Origin of the sequence: Rhizobium sp. CRRU65 (assembly GCF_048551595.1) — a bacterium.
Lineage (GTDB): Bacteria > Pseudomonadota > Alphaproteobacteria > Rhizobiales > Rhizobiaceae > Rhizobium > Rhizobium leguminosarum_J.
Map to the genome: position 1 here is coordinate 35,224 of NZ_JBLYZH010000001.1, position 16,121 is coordinate 51,344.

15 protein-coding genes and 2 pseudogenes are annotated in these 16,121 nt (G+C 62.5%); 5 read left to right on the top strand and 12 right to left on the bottom strand.

Going from position 1 to position 16,121, the window contains the following annotated elements:
* Nucleotides 1–4 precede the first annotated feature (4 nt).
* The 8 genes from eutC to ACM5SV_RS00245 all read right to left on the bottom strand — a co-directional run bounded on the left by eutC (nucleotide 5) and on the right by ACM5SV_RS00245 (nucleotide 7,483).
* Nucleotides 5–997: an ectoine utilization protein EutC gene (eutC, locus tag ACM5SV_RS00210; RefSeq protein WP_017996254.1), complete on the bottom strand. Its 993-nt coding sequence runs from the start codon at nucleotides 995–997 to the stop codon at nucleotides 5–7.
* Nucleotides 994–1,995 carry a hydroxyectoine utilization dehydratase EutB gene (gene eutB, locus ACM5SV_RS00215; RefSeq protein ID WP_128440194.1) on the bottom strand — a complete coding sequence of 334 codons (1,002 nt, stop codon included), beginning with the start codon at nucleotides 1,993–1,995 and terminating at the stop codon, nucleotides 994–996. Before eutB ends, eutC begins: the two co-directional genes overlap by 4 nt.
* A 4-nt stretch (nucleotides 1,996–1,999) precedes the next feature.
* Nucleotides 2,000–2,779 carry an ectoine utilization protein EutA gene (gene eutA, locus ACM5SV_RS00220; protein WP_222018032.1) on the bottom strand — a complete coding sequence of 260 codons (780 nt, stop codon included), beginning with the start codon at nucleotides 2,777–2,779 and terminating at the stop codon, nucleotides 2,000–2,002.
* A gap of 2 nt (nucleotides 2,780–2,781) precedes the next feature.
* Nucleotides 2,782–3,441, bottom strand: coding sequence for an ectoine/hydroxyectoine ABC transporter permease subunit EhuD (gene ehuD / locus ACM5SV_RS00225; protein WP_012755553.1), 660 nt, complete (start codon nucleotides 3,439–3,441; stop codon nucleotides 2,782–2,784).
* A gap of 4 nt (nucleotides 3,442–3,445) precedes the next feature.
* Entirely contained in the window at nucleotides 3,446–4,105 is a 660-nt protein-coding gene (gene ehuC / locus ACM5SV_RS00230; RefSeq protein WP_003550191.1) for an ectoine/hydroxyectoine ABC transporter permease subunit EhuC, read from the bottom strand.
* 180 nt (nucleotides 4,106–4,285) lie between these two features.
* A complete protein-coding gene (gene ehuB / locus ACM5SV_RS00235) occupies nucleotides 4,286–5,134 on the bottom strand; it encodes an ectoine/hydroxyectoine ABC transporter substrate-binding protein EhuB (protein ID WP_017996257.1) in 849 nt (282 codons plus the stop codon).
* A 55-nt stretch (nucleotides 5,135–5,189) separates the two neighbouring features.
* Complete coding sequence (gene ehuA, locus ACM5SV_RS00240) at nucleotides 5,190–5,975, bottom strand: ectoine/hydroxyectoine ABC transporter ATP-binding protein EhuA (RefSeq protein ID WP_017996258.1); 786 nt, start codon at nucleotides 5,973–5,975, stop codon at nucleotides 5,190–5,192.
* 122 nt (nucleotides 5,976–6,097) lie between these two features.
* Entirely contained in the window at nucleotides 6,098–7,483 is a 1,386-nt protein-coding gene (locus ACM5SV_RS00245) for a PLP-dependent aminotransferase family protein (RefSeq protein WP_012755550.1), read from the bottom strand.
* A gap of 101 nt (nucleotides 7,484–7,584) precedes the next feature.
* On the opposite strand from ACM5SV_RS00245, the gene ACM5SV_RS00250 reads away from it, so the two are divergent.
* From ACM5SV_RS00250 to ACM5SV_RS00270, 5 genes are all read left to right on the top strand, one after another.
* The gene (locus ACM5SV_RS00250; protein WP_164902817.1) at nucleotides 7,585–8,082 is read left to right on the top strand and encodes an Lrp/AsnC family transcriptional regulator; all 498 of its coding nucleotides are present in this window, start codon (nucleotides 7,585–7,587) and stop codon (nucleotides 8,080–8,082) included.
* A 120-nt stretch (nucleotides 8,083–8,202) separates the two neighbouring features.
* Complete coding sequence (locus ACM5SV_RS00255) at nucleotides 8,203–9,699, top strand: NAD-dependent succinate-semialdehyde dehydrogenase (protein ID WP_017996261.1); 1,497 nt, start codon at nucleotides 8,203–8,205, stop codon at nucleotides 9,697–9,699.
* A 43-nt stretch (nucleotides 9,700–9,742) separates the two neighbouring features.
* On the top strand, nucleotides 9,743–11,122 hold the full coding sequence (locus ACM5SV_RS00260; protein WP_017996262.1) for an aspartate aminotransferase family protein: 1,380 nt from the start codon (nucleotides 9,743–9,745) through the stop codon (nucleotides 11,120–11,122).
* 14 nt (nucleotides 11,123–11,136) lie between these two features.
* On the top strand, nucleotides 11,137–12,210 hold the full coding sequence (locus ACM5SV_RS00265) for an alcohol dehydrogenase family protein (protein ID WP_128440198.1): 1,074 nt from the start codon (nucleotides 11,137–11,139) through the stop codon (nucleotides 12,208–12,210).
* A gap of 171 nt (nucleotides 12,211–12,381) precedes the next feature.
* Complete coding sequence (locus tag ACM5SV_RS00270) at nucleotides 12,382–12,777, top strand: DUF4112 domain-containing protein (RefSeq protein WP_012755545.1); 396 nt, start codon at nucleotides 12,382–12,384, stop codon at nucleotides 12,775–12,777.
* A 132-nt stretch (nucleotides 12,778–12,909) separates the two neighbouring features.
* Here the strand turns inward: ACM5SV_RS00270 and ACM5SV_RS00275 are convergent.
* From ACM5SV_RS00275 to ACM5SV_RS00290, 4 genes and pseudogenes are all read right to left on the bottom strand, one after another.
* Nucleotides 12,910–13,948 (bottom strand): annotated as a pseudogene (locus ACM5SV_RS00275) (Gfo/Idh/MocA family protein).
* Between the two features lie 162 nt (nucleotides 13,949–14,110).
* A pseudogene (locus ACM5SV_RS00280) lies at nucleotides 14,111–14,263 on the bottom strand (trehalose utilization protein ThuA); the annotation flags it as partial.
* 172 nt (nucleotides 14,264–14,435) lie between these two features.
* Complete coding sequence (locus ACM5SV_RS00285) at nucleotides 14,436–15,401, bottom strand: ROK family protein (protein WP_419425041.1); 966 nt, start codon at nucleotides 15,399–15,401, stop codon at nucleotides 14,436–14,438.
* Nucleotides 15,402–15,415: 14 nt separating this feature from the next.
* Nucleotides 15,416–16,117: a ribulose-phosphate 3-epimerase gene (locus ACM5SV_RS00290; protein ID WP_012755542.1), complete on the bottom strand. Its 702-nt coding sequence runs from the start codon at nucleotides 16,115–16,117 to the stop codon at nucleotides 15,416–15,418.
* Nucleotides 16,118–16,121: the final 4 nt, after the last annotated feature.

Here is a 16,121-nt window from a genome sequence, read left to right on the forward strand (position 1 = left end):
CCGGTCAGCTTTCGAATGTGGTCCCGGCATTGGCCGCGCCGGCGCGGGTAAAGGCGAGCGTGGCGATGGCGGTGTCCTGGATGCCGGTTCCGGTCAGGTCCGCAATGGTGATCTGGTCGTTGCGCGTCCGTCCCCGCGTCCGGCCGGCAACGATCTGGCCGAGCTCGGCAAAGATCGCGTCATCTGCGACCAGGCCGCCATCGATTGCGTGATGCAACTCGCCGAGACGGCGCGTCTGCTTCAGGCTGTCGGCGACGTAGAGGTCAGCAACCGCAATGGCGGCCGGATCGATCTCGTTCTTGTGTTCGGCATCCGAGCCCATGGCCGTCAGATGCTGTCCGGGTTCCAGCCAGCCGGCGTCGATGATCGGGGTTTCGGAAGGCGTGGTGGTAACGATGAGATCGGCGCCGGTCACTGCGCCTCTGGCGTCCGGTGTGGCGGTGACGGAAAAGCCGAGCTTTGCGGCCAGTTCCGCTGCCACGCTTTGCGCCTTGGCAGAATCGCGCGCCCATATCCTCGCTTCGCGGATCGGCCGGACCAGCGTCAGTGCCTCGAGCTGCAGCCGCGCCTGCATGCCGGCGCCGAAGATCGCGGCCACGGACGCATTTTCCCGCGACAGATGTTTTGCCGCGACGGCGCCGGCCGCTGCGGTGCGCACGTCGGTGAGATAGCCGTTGTCCAAGAGCAGCGCCTGCACCAGTCCGGTTCGGCTTGACAGCAGCACCATCATGCCGTTGGTGCTCGGCAGGCCGATCTTGGGGTTGTCGAAGAAGCCGGGGCTGATCTTGATTGCGAAGCCCTCGATGCCGGGCACATAGGCGGTCTTTACGTCGACTTCGCCCCGATATTCCGGAATGTCGAGCCGCAGGATCGGTGGCATGGCGACAGCCTTGGTCGCAAGCGCTGCGAAAGCGGCCTCGACGCAATCAACCGCATCGCGATCAAGCGCGATGACTTTCCGCAGTTCCGCTTCCGTCAGAATGATCATCCGGCTCATGGTCCCTCCTCCCCACAGAGTGCCGCCTTGCCATTGATCACCCGCCGGTGCTGTTCCATGTCGACATTCTGCCCGGACAGGATCGCGACGATGGGACCGTTCCCCACAATTTTCCCGGCAAGAAGCGCTGCAATGCCGACCGCGCCCGCGCCTTCGACGATCTGCCGTTCGCAGGCATAGGCATGGCGCATGCCGGCGGCGATTTCCGCTTCCGTCAGCAGGATGACCTCGTCGAGAAGGTCTCGGCACATGGCAAAGGTCACGCGATTGTCGAGGCCGATGCCGCCGCCGAGCGAGTCGGCAAGGCTCGACAATTCCTCGACCTGCACCGGCCGTCTAGCATCGAGACTTGCCTTCATCGCGGCACCCTTCTCCATCGTCAGGCCGATCACTTTGGTCTTCGAGCTGATGCCTTTGACCGCGGCGGCAACGCCGGCCGCCAGGCCGCCGCCCGAGAGCGGCACCAGCACGATTGCCGCCTCCGGCAAGGTGTCGATGATTTCAAGCCCCAGTGTCCCCTGCCCGGCCACGACATCAGGATCATCGAAGGGCGGGACCATCACCAGCCCCTCCTCGCGCACCAGCCGGTCGACCTCCTGCTGCGCTTCGTCTTGCGACCTTCCGATGATACGGACATCGGCACCGAGGCGGCGGATTTCCGAAACCTTGTTCTCCGGCACCAGCCGCGACATGCAGATGGTCGCGACGGCACCTTCCGCCTTTGCCGCATAGGCAAGTGCACGGCCGTGATTTCCGGTCGAGGCCGCGACGAAGCCGCGCGAGCGCTCCGCCGGCGACAAAGAAAGCACCGCGTTGGTCGCTCCGCGCAGCTTGAAACTGCCGGTCGTCTGATGATGTTCGAGCTTGAGATGGACAGGCGCGCCGGCCAATTGGCCAAGTGAAGCGGACTGCACCATCGACGTACAGAGCACGCGGCCGGCAATCCGGCGGGCCGCGGCGCGGATATCCTCCAGCGAAACGGGCAAGGTGCTCACCATGATCTCAGCCTTCCCGATAGGGCATGGTCATCAATTGACCGAGTTCGGGCCGCGCCCGATCATCGCCGCAAAGCCGCAGGCAAGCCCAGGCGGTCGCGAGATTGCTAGTGACCACCGGCTTGCCGACTTCAGCCTCGATCCGGGCCGCGACCTCTGCTGCCCGCACGGCCGTACAGGAAATAAACAGCGCGTCCGACTGCGGCGCCAGCGCCTGGCGTGCGAAGGCAAGGATCTCGTCCGGCGCGATCCGCGCCATCTCGCGATCATCGGTCAGGCCGAGACAGGTGAAGCGGTCGATAGCAAAGCCAAGCTCCGCGAAATAATCCGCCATCGGCCGGCTGGTCTCGATCGTATAGGGCGTCAGCACCGAAATCCGCCTGGCGCCCAGCGCCTTCAGGCCGGTTACGGCGGCAGCCGTCGGCGTCACGACGGGAACGCCGGGTTTGCCCGCATGGATCGCCGCCTCGATGTTCCGGTCGCCGATCACCACCGAGGCGGAGGTGCAGGAATAGACGATGGCATCGAGCGCCTCGCCCGGCAGGATCAGTGCCGCGCCTTCCGTCAGTGACGGCTGCATATTCAAGAGGTTTTCCGGCGTGACCGGATTGGCATAGTGGATGCGGCTGACATAGACGCCGAGGCGATCGCTGGCGACCATACGCTGGAAGTCGACTTCCGTTGTATGGTCCGTCGCGAGGATGACCAGGCCGATGCGCTTTTCCAGCGGCCGGTCCTCCAGCCGCGGCAGCCGGCCGGCCGGGATGATCTCGATCTCTGCGGTCATGGTCAGTCATCCATCCTGGCGTAGCGTTCTTCGAGCCAGCGTAATCCCACGACCGAGATCAGGCTGATGACGAGGAAGAAGACACCGACCAGCGTCATCGGCTCGATGTAGCGGTAGTTGCTGTTGGCGATGCTCTTTGCCTGGTTCATGAGTTCGAGCACGGTGATCGCCGAAAGCAGCGGCGTTTCCTTGAACATGGCGATGAAATAATTGGCGAGCGCCGGGATCATCGGCGGGATCGCCTGCGGCAGGATCACGTGGATCCAGGCCTGGCGCGTCGTCAAATTGGTGGCCTTGGCCGCCTCCCATTGGCCGCGCGGCACGTTCTCGATGCCGGCGCGATAGACCTCGGCGGTATAGGTCGCATAGTGAATGCCCATGCCGATGACGCCGGCGACCAGCGGCGCCAGCCGAATGCCGATATCCGGCAGTACGTAGAAGATGAAGTAGAGCTGCACCAGCAATGGCGTGCCGCGGATGAATTCCGAGACGAAAGCGACCGTCCTGGAAATGCCGGCGACCGGTGAGCGTCGCGCAATGGCGAGCCCCAGGCCGACGATCATGGCGACGGCAGCGCCGAGGATGGTCGCGAGAAGAGTGATCTTGAACCCTTCGAGAAGGGTCGGCATGATCTGCCAGACGAAGTCCCAATCCCATTCCATCTGATCAGGTCCTTATGCCGTCGAGGCTGCGCGCCATCCGTCGCTCCAGCCAGCGCATCGTCGCGGAGATCGCCGAGGCCATGAGAAAATAGAGGATGAGGATCGTCGCGAAGGGCACCAGCGTGTTGCCGGTTTGGGCCCGCACTACCTGCGCCTGGAAGGTCATATCGGTCAGCGAGATCAGCGACACGACGGCCGTGCCCTTCAAGAGTTCGATCGCATTGTTGCAGAAGGTCGGCAGCATCAGCGGCAGCGCCTGCGGCAGGATGACGTGGCGCATGCGCTGGTATCGCGAAAGGTTGAGCGCGATGCAGGCTTCCGACTGTTCGCGCCCGACGGCCTTGACGGCGCCGCGCACCACTTCCGCCGCATAGGCGCCAACATTCAGCCCGAGCGCCAACACGCCCGCCTGCAGCGGCGTCAGGGTCAAGCCCGCGAAAGGCAGTACGAAATAGACCCAGAAGAGCTGGACGAAGATCGAGGTGCCGCGGAAGAACTCGATATAGGCCGTCGCCAACGCGCGTACGGCGAAGAAGCGCGACAACCGGCCGAGGCCCGCCAGGAAGGCCATCACCAGCGCCAGCGCAGATCCCATGATCGTCAGTTCGAGCGTCACCAGGGCGCCCTCAAGGATCAGTGTCAGATAGCCGGACCATACCGACATCGGCAACTCACTTCTTCGAGCATGTCGCGCAAAACTGTGCAGCGCTTTTGCGAGAACGACATGCGTAAAAACAAGGACCTAAAGCGCGAGGTGCCAATCTGAAAGATCGCGACGCGCTTTGGAAGATCGTTCGGGGACAATCCGGCCATGTCCATGACATGGCCGGCTGCTAACCCCTTGTTACTTCGCCACGGCGCAGAGCTTTTCGCGGCTCGTCGACATCGCCGCCTTGGCCGAGAAACCGTAGGGCTCGATGATCTTGGCGAATTCGCCGGATTCCTTCAGCTTCTTCAGCTCGACATCGAAGGCGTCGCGGAGCGCAACGTCCTGCTTGCGGAAGGCCGCGCCATCGCAATAGACCGGCGCATTGACGACGGGTGCGACGGTCTCGAGGTTCGGATCGTTCGCCTTGGCCATCAGATCGTGGATCGACAGAACCGGCAGCGAGTAGACGTCGATGCGGCCGTCCTGCAGCATCTTGATGCCGCTCTGGCCATCCGGAACGACGATGACGCGATCGCGCGGCACGCCGGCCTCAAGCGCCAGCTTCTCCTCGGTACCGCCGCCCGGCGCGCCGATCTTGGCGTCCGGATTGTCGGCGATGTCCTTGTAGCTCGTCAGCTTCAGCGGGTTGCCCTTCTTGAGCGCGAAAGCTTCGGCGTCGCAAAGGATCGGTTCGGAATAGGCGACTGCGTTGCAGCGCTCGGGCTTCATGAAGAGGCCTGCGGTGATCGCGTCGTGGCGGCCGGCCTGCAGGCCGGGGATCATTGCGCCATATTCCGAGATCGAGGCGACCACTTCCTTGACGCCCAGCTTTTCGAATATTGCGCGCGCCACATCGGGGGCCGCGCCGGAAACCTTGCCGTCGGCGCCGACGGCGGTGAACGGCGGCTCGTTGGCGATGGCGATACGCGCAAAGCCTTGCTCCTTCAACTGCTCGAGCTTGTCATCGGCGGCGGAGGCAGGCGAAGCCGCCGTGATCAGAAGCACTGACAGGCTGGCGGCGCTCAAAAGATATCGTGTTTTCATCGTTCCCAACTCCTCTGATTTTCCTTGAGTTTGTTCTTGCGGGCAATGTCTGAGGTCAGACGCGGTGCCCCGCCGCAATGATCTTGCGCAGGAAGGTCTGCGTTCTCTCCTGTTTCGGATTGCGAAAGATGTCGCCCGGCTTGCCTTCCTCGACGATTTTGCCGCGATCGAAGAACAGCACACGGTCGGCGAAATCATGGGCGAAGCCCATTTCATGCGTGACGAGAAGCATGGTCATGTCGGTCTCGGACGCCAGCCGCCGCATGACGTTCAGCACCTCCTCGACCAGTTCCGGGTCAAGCGCCGAGGTCACCTCGTCGAACAGCATGATCTTCGGCGATAGCGCCAGCGCCCTAGCAATGGCGACGCGCTGCTTTTGCCCGCCGGAAAGCTGCGCCGGGACACTTTTAGCCTTGTCGGCCAAGCCGACCATGTCGAGAAGCTCCATCGCCCGTTTTTCCGCCACGGGCCGCTTGATGCCCTTGGTCAGCATCGGCGCCAGCGTCACGTTGTCGAGCACGCATTTGTGCGGGAACAGATTGAAATGCTGAAAGACCATGCCGATCTTTTCGCGCATCCGATGCAGGTGCCGTTCGTCGGCCGGCACCAGCCCACTGCTACCAGGCATATGGTAGAGCTGTTCGCCGTCGACTTCGATATGGCCGCCGCTGATCGTCTCCAACGTCATCAGAATACGCAGGATCGTCGTCTTGCCGGAGCCGGATGGCCCGATCAGCGCCAGCTTCTCGCCCGGCATGACATTCATCGACAGGCCGTCGAGCACGGTCAGCGGGCCGTATTTCTTGACGATGTTGTCAATGCGGATGATGGGCGGAAGCATTCATGTCTCTCCCTGTTGAGACAAGCAATGTCCTAACGATGACGGCCCATCAAAATCATGTCAATTCGTAAAATAATATCATGACAATTATTCTGCATATGCTCAAACGCAAGGCATTTGCATCAGATCGCGAGCAGCAGCTCTTGCGGATTTCCCTGCGCCAATGAGGCGACGATGCCGAGCCCGGTCCGCAGCTCGCTTTCGGTCGTCGAACCGAGCGAGATGCGCACGGCCGGCGTCCAGCCCTGATCGGTGGTGTGGAACGATTTGCCGGGCGCGATCGCCACGCCGCGCAGCCTTGCCTGCGATACGAACCCGTCTTCGGTATGGTTGCCGGAGAGCGGCAGCCAGACGTGCAGGCTTTGCGGATGCGCCCGGTATGGCTGGCCGGCCAGCATCTCCGCCGCGATCGCATGCCGGCTCAAAAGGGCGCGGCGCTGCCAGTTGACCAGTTCCATCGCCGTGCCGTCGCTGACCCAGCGGGTGGCGATCTCGGCCATGGCAGGCGTCGCCATCCAGTTGGAGACGAGATGCCGGTTGGCGACGGCGGCGACATAGCGGTCAGGCGCGGTGAGATAGCCGATCCGCAGGCCCGGAACGGTAATTTTCGTGAAGCTCGTAACGTAGAGTGTCCGCTCCGGCGCAAACGCGGCCATCGGCGGCGCACGATTCTCGACCATCGGGCCGAGAATATCGTTTTCGATGATCGCGATATCATGTTTGGCGGCGACAGTGGCGAGCGCCTGTCTGCGTTCCGCGCTCATCAGCGCCGCCATCGGATTGATCACCGAGGGCTGCAGGAAAATCGCCCGGATCGGTCCCTTCCGGCAGGCTTCGTCCAGCGCATCGGGGATCATGCCCTCCTCGTCGATCGCCAACCCTTCCAGGTGCAGACCGAGATAGGTCGAGAGCGGAACGAGCGTATGATGGCTGATGGCTTCGGTCGCAACCGTCGAGCCGGGCGGGGCAACGCTCATCAACGCCACGGTCATGCCCGATGTCGCACCGTTCGTCACGCTGATGTTCAGCGGCGATATCTCCAGCCCGCAGCGCGCCAGCCATTCCGTGGCGACGGCGCGGTGGCGCGGAAACACCATGTTCGGCCTGAACGACAGCGCCGAGCTGGAAGGCAGGTTTTCCGAAAGCCAGCCGAAGGCCTGCCGCAGCCTTTCCAAATGGATCTGCTCGCAGACCGGTTTCAGGATCGACAGATCGATCACCTCGCCCAGCCGTTCCGGCAGATAGGGCGGCTCCGGTTCACGCGGCCTGGTCTGGACGAAGCTGCCGCGTCCGATCTCGCCTGATATCAGCCCCCGACGGATCAGCTCGTCATAGGCGCGGCTGACCGTCTGCACGGAAAGATGCAGGTCGTCCGCCAGCTTGCGATGCGGCGGCAATTGTGTGCCGTCGGTGAGCTTGCCGTCGGTGATCGCGTTTGCGATCTGTTCGGCAAGCGAAAGATAGGCCGGCCGGCGAAGTTGCGAGGGATCGGGGCGCCACTTTGTCATGATTTCAACACTGCTGAAAATCAGTTCAATTGACAATGCCAAAATGCGCTCCCATTGTCTTTTCCCTGCGTTTGAAATGATTTCTTTCTAAAGAAAGCACCATGAAGCTCGACGCCATCGACCTGCGCATTCTCGACGCCGTCCAGCGCGACGGCCGCATCACCAAACTGGCGCTGGCCGAAAAGGCCGGGCTGTCGCCGACGCCGTGCTGGATGCGGCTGCGAAAGCTCGAAAAGGCCGGGATCATCACCGGATATCACGCACGCATCGCGCCGCGGCGCATTGCGCCGGTCGCCAGCGTGATGATGGAAGTGACGCTCGCCAACCATCGCCAGGCGGATTTCGAGCGCTTCGAGCGGGCCATCAGCGCAATCCCGGAGATCGTCGCCTGCTGGTCTGTCGGCGGCGGCGTCGATTACATCCTGAAAATCATCGCGCCCGATATCGATGCCTATCAGCGGCTGGTCGACGGGCTTCTCGAACGCGAACTCGGCATCGACCGCTACTTCACCTACATCGTCACCAAGACGGTCAAGGAGGACACAGTCCTTCCGGTCTCGTCCTTCACTGCCACCGGCGAGGAACAGGCCGCGTCGTAGACAATCTCTCTGTCAGGCCGCCGTCCTTTAGACCATCTCTCTCTTTTTGCATCAGCCAACAGACAATCTCTCGCCCGCTCCCGTGGAAGACTGACGTCAACCGCCACGAGGAGACTGGACATGACCGCCGTTTTTGCCCGCCCCGCCTATCATGACGCGCTGTCGCGGCTCGCCGACCGTCATCTCCTGCGCGATCTGGCCTATGTCGGCGGCCGGTGGATCGCCGGCAAATCAGGGAAAAGTTTCGAGGTCACCGATCCCGCCTCTTCGGCGACGCTGGCCTGGGTTGCTAGCCTTGACGCCGATGAGACGGCAGTGGCGATCGATGCTGCGTCGGAGGCTTTTGCCGGCTGGCGCGCAATGCTGCCGCAGAGCCGCGCGGCGATCCTGCGCAAATGGTTTGAGCTGATGCTTGCGGCCAAGGAGGATCTGGCGCTGATCATGACGCTCGAACAGGGCAAGCCGCTTGCGGAATCGCGCGGCGAGATCGATTACGCCGCCTTCTTCGTCGAATGGTATGCCGAGGAAGGCAAACGGCTGAACGCCGAAAGCGTCACCAGCCATCTGCCCGGCGCGGAAATGATCGTCCGGCGTGAGGCGCTCGGCATCGTCGGCATCGTCACGCCCTGGAATTTCCCCTCTGCCATGCTCACCCGGAAGGCTGCCGCGGCCCTCGCCGCCGGTTGCACGGTCGTCGCCCACCCCTCCTCAGAAACGCCGCTTTCGGCACTGGCGCTTGCCGAGCTCGGCGAGCGGGCAGGCATTCCCACCGGCGTCTTCAACGTGGTCACCGGCAACGCCGCAACGATCGTCGGACGGATGTGTGCCGATGTCCGCGTGCGCGCCATGAGCTTCACCGGCTCCACCGGAATCGGACGGCTGATCGCCGCCCAATGCGCCCCGACCCTGAAGCGGCTGGTGATGGAACTCGGCGGCCACGCCCCGCTGATCATCTTCGATGACGCTGATATCGAAAAGGCGGTCGAGATCGCCGTCAACGCCAAATTTGCCACATCAGGCCAGGATTGCCTCGCCGCCAATCGCATTTTCGTCCAGCGGCGGATCGCCGATGGCTTCGCCAAGGCCTTCGCAGACCGCATTGCCGAACTGAAAGTTGGTCCGGGTCTTGAGGATGGCGCCGAGATCGGGCCGCTCATGCATGAACGCGCCGTCGCCAAGGTCGAAGAACAGGTCGCCGACGCGCTGGCGCGCGGCGCGCGGCTCGTTACCGGCGGCAAGCGCCATAAGGCCGGCCGGCTTTTTTATGAGCCGACGCTGCTGAGCGACGTGCCGGCGGATGCGCTGATCATGCACGAGGAGACCTTCGGCCCTGTAGCGGCCATCACCGCCTTCGATACGGAAGACGAGGTCATCACCCGCGCCAACGATACCGAATACGGCCTTGTCGCCTATATCGTCACGGAAAACGGCGCCCGGCAGATGCGCCTCGGCCGCGCGCTCGAATACGGCATGGTCGCCGTCAACCGCGTGAAAATCACCGGCGCTCCCATTCCCTTCGGCGGCTGGAAGCAGTCCGGCCTCGGCCGCGAGGGTTCACGCCATGGGCTCGAGGCCTTCACCGAGCTCAAATATCTCTGCATCGACACGGCCGCCTGACCCCATTTCAAGTGAGCCCCCATTTTCAAGAAAGAGGCTAGACATGCTCGACAGAAGCAACGAACTTACCGCCTGGGACCGCGATCACTTCTTCCATCCCTCGACCCATATGGGCGGGCATGCCCGCGGCGAGACGCCGACCCGTGTCGTTGCCGGCGGCGAAGGCGTCTACATCACCGACACGACAGGCCGCAAAAGCCTCGACGCCTTTGCCGGCCTCTATTGCGTCAATGTCGGCTACGGCCGCCAGAAGATTGCCGATGCGATCGCCGAGCAGGCAAAGAACCTCGCCTATTACCACGCCTATGTCGGCCACGGCACGGAAGCCTCGATTACGCTGTCGAAGATGATCATCGACCGCGCCCCCGCCGGCATGAGCCGCGTCTATTTCGGTCTCTCCGGCTCGGATGCCAACGAGACCAACATCAAGCTCATCTGGTACTACAACAACATCCTCGGCCGTCCGGAAAAAAAGAAGATCATCTCGCGCTGGCGCGGTTATCACGGCTCCGGTGTCATGACCGGCAGCCTCACCGGCCTGGCCCTCTTCCATAATGCCTTCGATCTGCCGCGGGCGCCGGTGCTGCACACCGAAGCACCCTATTATTTCCGCCGCCCCGACCGGTCGATGAGCGAGGAGCAGTTCTCGCAATATTGCGCCGACAAGCTCGAGGAGATGATAATCGCCGAAGGCCCGGAAACGATCGCCGCCTTCATCGGCGAACCTATCCTCGGCACCGGCGGCATCGTGCCGCCGCCGAAAACCTACTGGCAGAAGATCCAGGCCGTGCTCGACAAATATGACATCCTGCTTGTCGCCGATGAAGTCGTCACCGGCTTCGGCCGTCTCGGCACGATGTTCGGCTCGGATCATTACGGCATGAAGCCGGACCTGATCACCATCGCCAAGGGCCTGACCTCGGCCTACGCTCCCCTTTCCGGTACGATCGTTTCGAACAAGATGTGGCAAGTCCTGGTGCAGGGTTCCGATCAGATGGGCGCGATCGGTCACGGCTGGACCTATTCCGCCCATCCGATCTGTGCTGCCGCAGGCATTGCCAATCTCGAACTGATCGACGAACTCGGCATTGTCGAGAATGCCGGGGCGACCGGCGCCTATTTCCGCTCGGAACTCGCAAAGGCCGTCGGCGGCCACCGCAACGTCGGCGAAGTCCGCGGCGACGGGCTGATGGCAGCCGTCGAATTCGTCGAGGACAAGGACGACCGCACGTTCTTCGATGCCGGCCGCAAGATCGGCCCGCAGGTCGCCTCTGCCCTCCTCGAACGCGGCGTCATCGGCCGCGCCATGCCGCAGGGCGACATCCTCGGCTTCGCCCCGCCGCTCTGCCTGACACGCGAGGAGGCCGACATCGTGGTCAAGGCCGCGGCGGACACGATCGAAACCGTCTTCAAGAACATCTGAGGGAGAAGATCGGCATGACGATCCCGGAAAAGATGGCGGCCGTATTGCTCACCGGCCATGGCGGTCTGGACAAGCTCGTCTATGACAGGGACGTGCCCGTCCCGAGACCCGCGGACGGCGAGGTTCTGATCCGCGTCACGGCCTGCGGCATGAACAATACCGACGTCTGGGTCCGCCAAGGCGCCTACGGCACCGAGGACGATCCGTCGGCCGTCTCCACATGGCGCAGGCAAGGCAATACGCTGACATTCCCGCGCATTCAGGGCACCGATACGGTCGGCCATATCGTCGGCGTCGGCGCCGGCGTTAATCCGGCGCGCGTCGGCGAACGCGTCATGGTCGACTTCTCGATCTATAACCGCGACGACGACAGCCTCGCCGACATCGATTACATGGGCCATGGCCGCGACGGCGGTTATGCCGAATACATGGCACTGCCGGCCGAGAACGCCCATGTCGTCGCAACCGATCTGACCGACGTCGAACTCGCCACCTTTTGCTGCGCCTATCTGACCGGCGAGCGCATGCTGGAACGGGCAAGGCTTGTCGCCGGTGAACGCGTCCTGGTGACCGGCGCCTCGGGCGGCGTCGGCTCGGCGATCATCCAGCTCGCACGGGCCCGCGGCGCCATCCCGATCGCGGTCGCCGGCCCCGGCAAGGAGGCGGCGATGCTCGATATCGGCGCCGAGGCGGTGGTGACCCGCGGCAAGGGCGATCTGGTCGAAGCCGTCCATTCCGCCAGCCGTGGCCAGCCGATCGATGTCGTCGCCGATCTCGTCGGCGGACCGCTGTTCAACGATCTCCTGAAGATCCTGCGCCCCGAAGGCCGCTACACGACAGCCGGCGCCATCGCCGGCCCGGTCGTTCAGCTCGATTTGCGGTCCATGTATCTGAAGCAGCTGGAGCTGCACGGCTCGAGCCAGGGAAGCCGCGCCGACTTTCGTCGGATCGTCGGTTATATCGAAAGCCGGAAAATCCGGCCTCTCGTCGGCGGCGTCTATCCACTATCGGAATTCCACCGCGCGCAGACCGATTTCATGGCGAAGAACTTTGTGGGCAAATTGGTCGTGGTCCCCGACGCGAGATGATCCTTGCTTTAGCGGGCGAACCTTATCGGGTTTGCAGCGTTTCACGGCCATGGGAACTGATGATGGCACCGGGCTTTCGCTGCGTCGGACTATTTCGCAGCAATGCGACGACATTCTTGCCGCGCCCTCACTGGAGGAGGCGGAACGTTCGTTCGCGCCAAAAGGTCGCTGATGCCAGCCTCCGCCAGCACCAAACATCTGACCTCCATCGAACTTGGAAGAATTCGGCGCGCCGTCGCCATAGCGCGCCTGATGGATACCGCGGTCAGATTGCCTGTCATCGGCGTGCGGATCGGTGCAGACTCGATTCTCGGCCTTATCCCGGCCGTCGGAGACATTGCCGGATCCCTGATCGGTCTTTTCATCATCGATGAGGCAAGACGCCTCGGCATTCCCACCCAAAAGCTCGCACGCATGGCCGTCAATCTCGGGATCGACGCCGCCGGCGGGACGGTTCCGTTGCTCGGCGATATCTTCGACGTCTATTTCAAGTCTCATCGCCGAAACGTCGGCATCATTCTCGACCACTTTGGGATCAGCGAAGACGAGTTGAACCGGCGCATCTGAGCAAGCCGACGTCCCTTTGAGGAATTTATACGAGGCTGTCGGCGCCGGCTCCAACGAGGCCGCGCAACCGGTACCCTGGCCTTAAGACGACGAGCAACCTGCCGAGGTGGCACTGAACTGGAGCACCTTTGCTTAAAGTTCGATCAGAGCGCCGGCCGTCTTCACTGCGTGGTCAAGAACGAATTGCAGCTTGGCTGCGTGGCCAAAACCAGGCTCATCCAGCTGCCCCTTTTGCACGGCGTTTGCAAAGCGCTGGAAATTAGTGATAACCGGTTCGACGTCGATCTTACGCCAGATTGCCTTGTCGGCATCGGGACCTTCACAGGCCCTGAGCGTCGAACCTTCAGGCGTATGCACCACCTCCAGCGCGCCCTTGTCTCCATGCAGGCGCAGGCGCAATTCGTTCAGATGGCCGGTTGCCCAGCGCGTTGCGTGGATGACGCCAGCGGCACCGTTTTCGAGTTCAGCCATCATCAGGAAACTGTCGTTGGCGTCGAGATCATACTCGCCGATCCGATTTCCGGGGCTCTTGTCGAACACCTTAAGATGCGATGCGGCCGCCTTGACGTCACTTCCGGCGGCAAAAACCGCGAAGTCGAGAATATGGATACCGACATCGCCCAGCACGCCATTGGAGCCGTGCTTTGTCGACAGCCGCCAAAGCCATTGCGATTCCTTGGTCCAGTCGCCCCACGCCTTTGAGACCAGCCAGCTCTGGAGATAGGATGCTTCGAAGTGGCGGATCGCGCCGAGGCGTCCGTCCAACACCATCTTACGCGCTGCTTGCAGCGGCGCTACATTACGATAGGTAAGGTTTACCATCGTGACCTTGCCGGACGCAGCGGCAGCGTCGGCCATCTCTTTGGCTTCGCGGTAGTTAACCGCCAGCGGCTTCTCGCAGAGGACATGCTTGCCGGCGCCGAGTATCTTCATTGTCGTGGAATAATGCGCGCGATCCGCGCGTGACATTGGTCACGGCGTCAAACTCTCCCCAGGCAAGAGCGTCATCAAGCGACGTGAAGGTAAGTGGGATACCATGCCTTAGCGCGAAGGCCCGTAGCCGGACCTCGTCCGTATCAACAGCAGCAACAATTTTTACGTCGGCGATTTCGGAAAAATTCATGGCATGGGTGTTTGCCCATCCTCCGGTTCCGAGAATGATCAAGCGCATTTTTGTCCTCATGGTCGTTTATCGAGATCATTCGCGCCAGAACCGTCGTCTTTCACAAGCGCCAGATGGTCTTGCCAAATGGAGAGCGACGACTGTCAGCACAGCGTTTTGCCGGGCGGACCGCATACGTGGCGTCCCGCCCAAGGACGGTGTTTCAGTTCCTCAGCGGTAACCGGCTTCGCCGGCCTGGTGCAGTCTCGGGCCGCGTTCGACGATCGGCTCCAGTGCTTTTTCTACAGGCACATTTGGAGCATCGGTGATACCAGTCAACGACCCCTCGGGATTATAGGCCCACGTGACGCCGTTGATCAGCACCGTAAGTATCGCCTCGCCGCCCTGACGGAGAGCAACCTCTCGATACGGAAAGGGGACGTCGACGATTGTCTTGGCTGCGCCCATTTCGACGCTGCCCGTCGCACAAACCGTTCCCGTGTCTCGAGGGGCCTTGCGTCATTGCGTTTACAGCACGCAGGATCGGCCTGCTTTTCTAAATCTGATCGACCGCCGGGACCTTTCCGGTCAGAAACGCCAGAGCAGCTGCGCCGACGAGGCCCGAGTTCTGGTCCAACGCCGCCAGCATTACCCTGACATCCTTGAATGCCGGCATTGCCCATTGCGTGATGTAGCCTTGAATGCCGGGTTGCAGTCGGTCGAACTCGTGGGAAAGACCGCCTCCCATCACGATGATATCGGGACTGAAGATATGGATCAGGCTGGTGAAGCCGCGACCCAGAATTTCCGCTTCCTCGTCAATCAGTTGATTTGCGAGACGATCGCCATTTCTTGCTGCGGCAAAAACGCTGCGGCTATCGATGGCGCCGCCATCGCTGCCTATTGTCGTCGCGCTGGATTCCACAGCCCTGATTTGGGCGCGGCGCGCAAATGCCGTTCCGGATCCGTAGGCCTCGAAACAACCCCTGTTGCCGCAGGGGCAAAGCTCTCCGTTCGGCACGACCGACATGTGCCCAACATGGGCTGCCATGCCCTTGCGGCCGCGCACGACGCGACCATCCGACACAACGCCACCGCCAATGCCAGTGCTCACGGTGACATAGACCAAATTGTCGAGCCCCTTGCCGGCTCCGAACTGCCACTCACCGATGGCAGCGGCAATCGCATCATTCTCGAGGTCGACCGGAAACGGAAACCGCTTCTGCAACTCCGCCTTCAGCGGAAAGTCGACAAAGCCGGAGAGGGTCGGGATATTCGAGGCGACACCGGCGACCGTATCGAGCGGGCCCGGAGCGGATAAGCCGACGCCCACCACCGAAGCGGGGTTCGATGCTGCAAGCAGTCCGTCGGTCAGGCCGCAGATTTGGGCGAGCACGCGGTCGGGGCCCGCCAACGCATCCGTCGGTTCGGCTGCGCGCGTCAGAATCCTGCCCTGCTCGTCGACGAGGGCAGCGCGCACCTGCGTCCCACCGAGGTCGATTCCAATGGCAACCTGCTGCATGTGAAGACCACGAGTTAGAGTGCGCGCACCCATGCCATCCGCTCGTCTAGCGATGGCGCATTGAAAGCCAGGGAACCGAGGACCACCGTTTCCGCACCCGACTGGCGCAGAAGCGGCACGGTGTGCTCGCGAATACCGCCGTCGGCCGCCAGCACGATCCGATGCGCCGCACCGCAACCGGCGATGATCTGCTTTGCCTGCTGAAGCCGCGCACCAGCCTTTTCGTCGAGGCCCTGGCCCTTCACGCCAATCGCCGTGCCGAGCAGCGTCACAAAGCGCAGCCGGGAAGCATATCTCTCGACCCGTTCGACGGGGGTGTCGACCTTGAGCACCATGCCGGCAGCGACACCGCGGCGATCGAGAAGATCGAGAGCCTCGACAGCGACGCTTTCGTTTTCGACATGAAGACTGATCAGGTCGCTGCCCGCATCGGCGAACTGCTCGATCTGCGACAGGAGGATGCTGTCGGCGACCATCAGGTGAACATGGATCGGGCGCGCGGACACTTTGCGCACGCCGGCAACAAGATCGGGGAAAAACAACATGGCCGGCGCGAAATGGCCATCGGCGACATCGATGTGGAGGATGTCGACGTGAGGATCGACACGCGCCAGATCATCCGCCAGATGCACGAGATCGGCCGACCAGACCGAGAATTCGGCAATCAGGCGATCCTTCGGAAGATCGGCGATCCAGGTCTTGGAGGGGGTCGTCATTGTT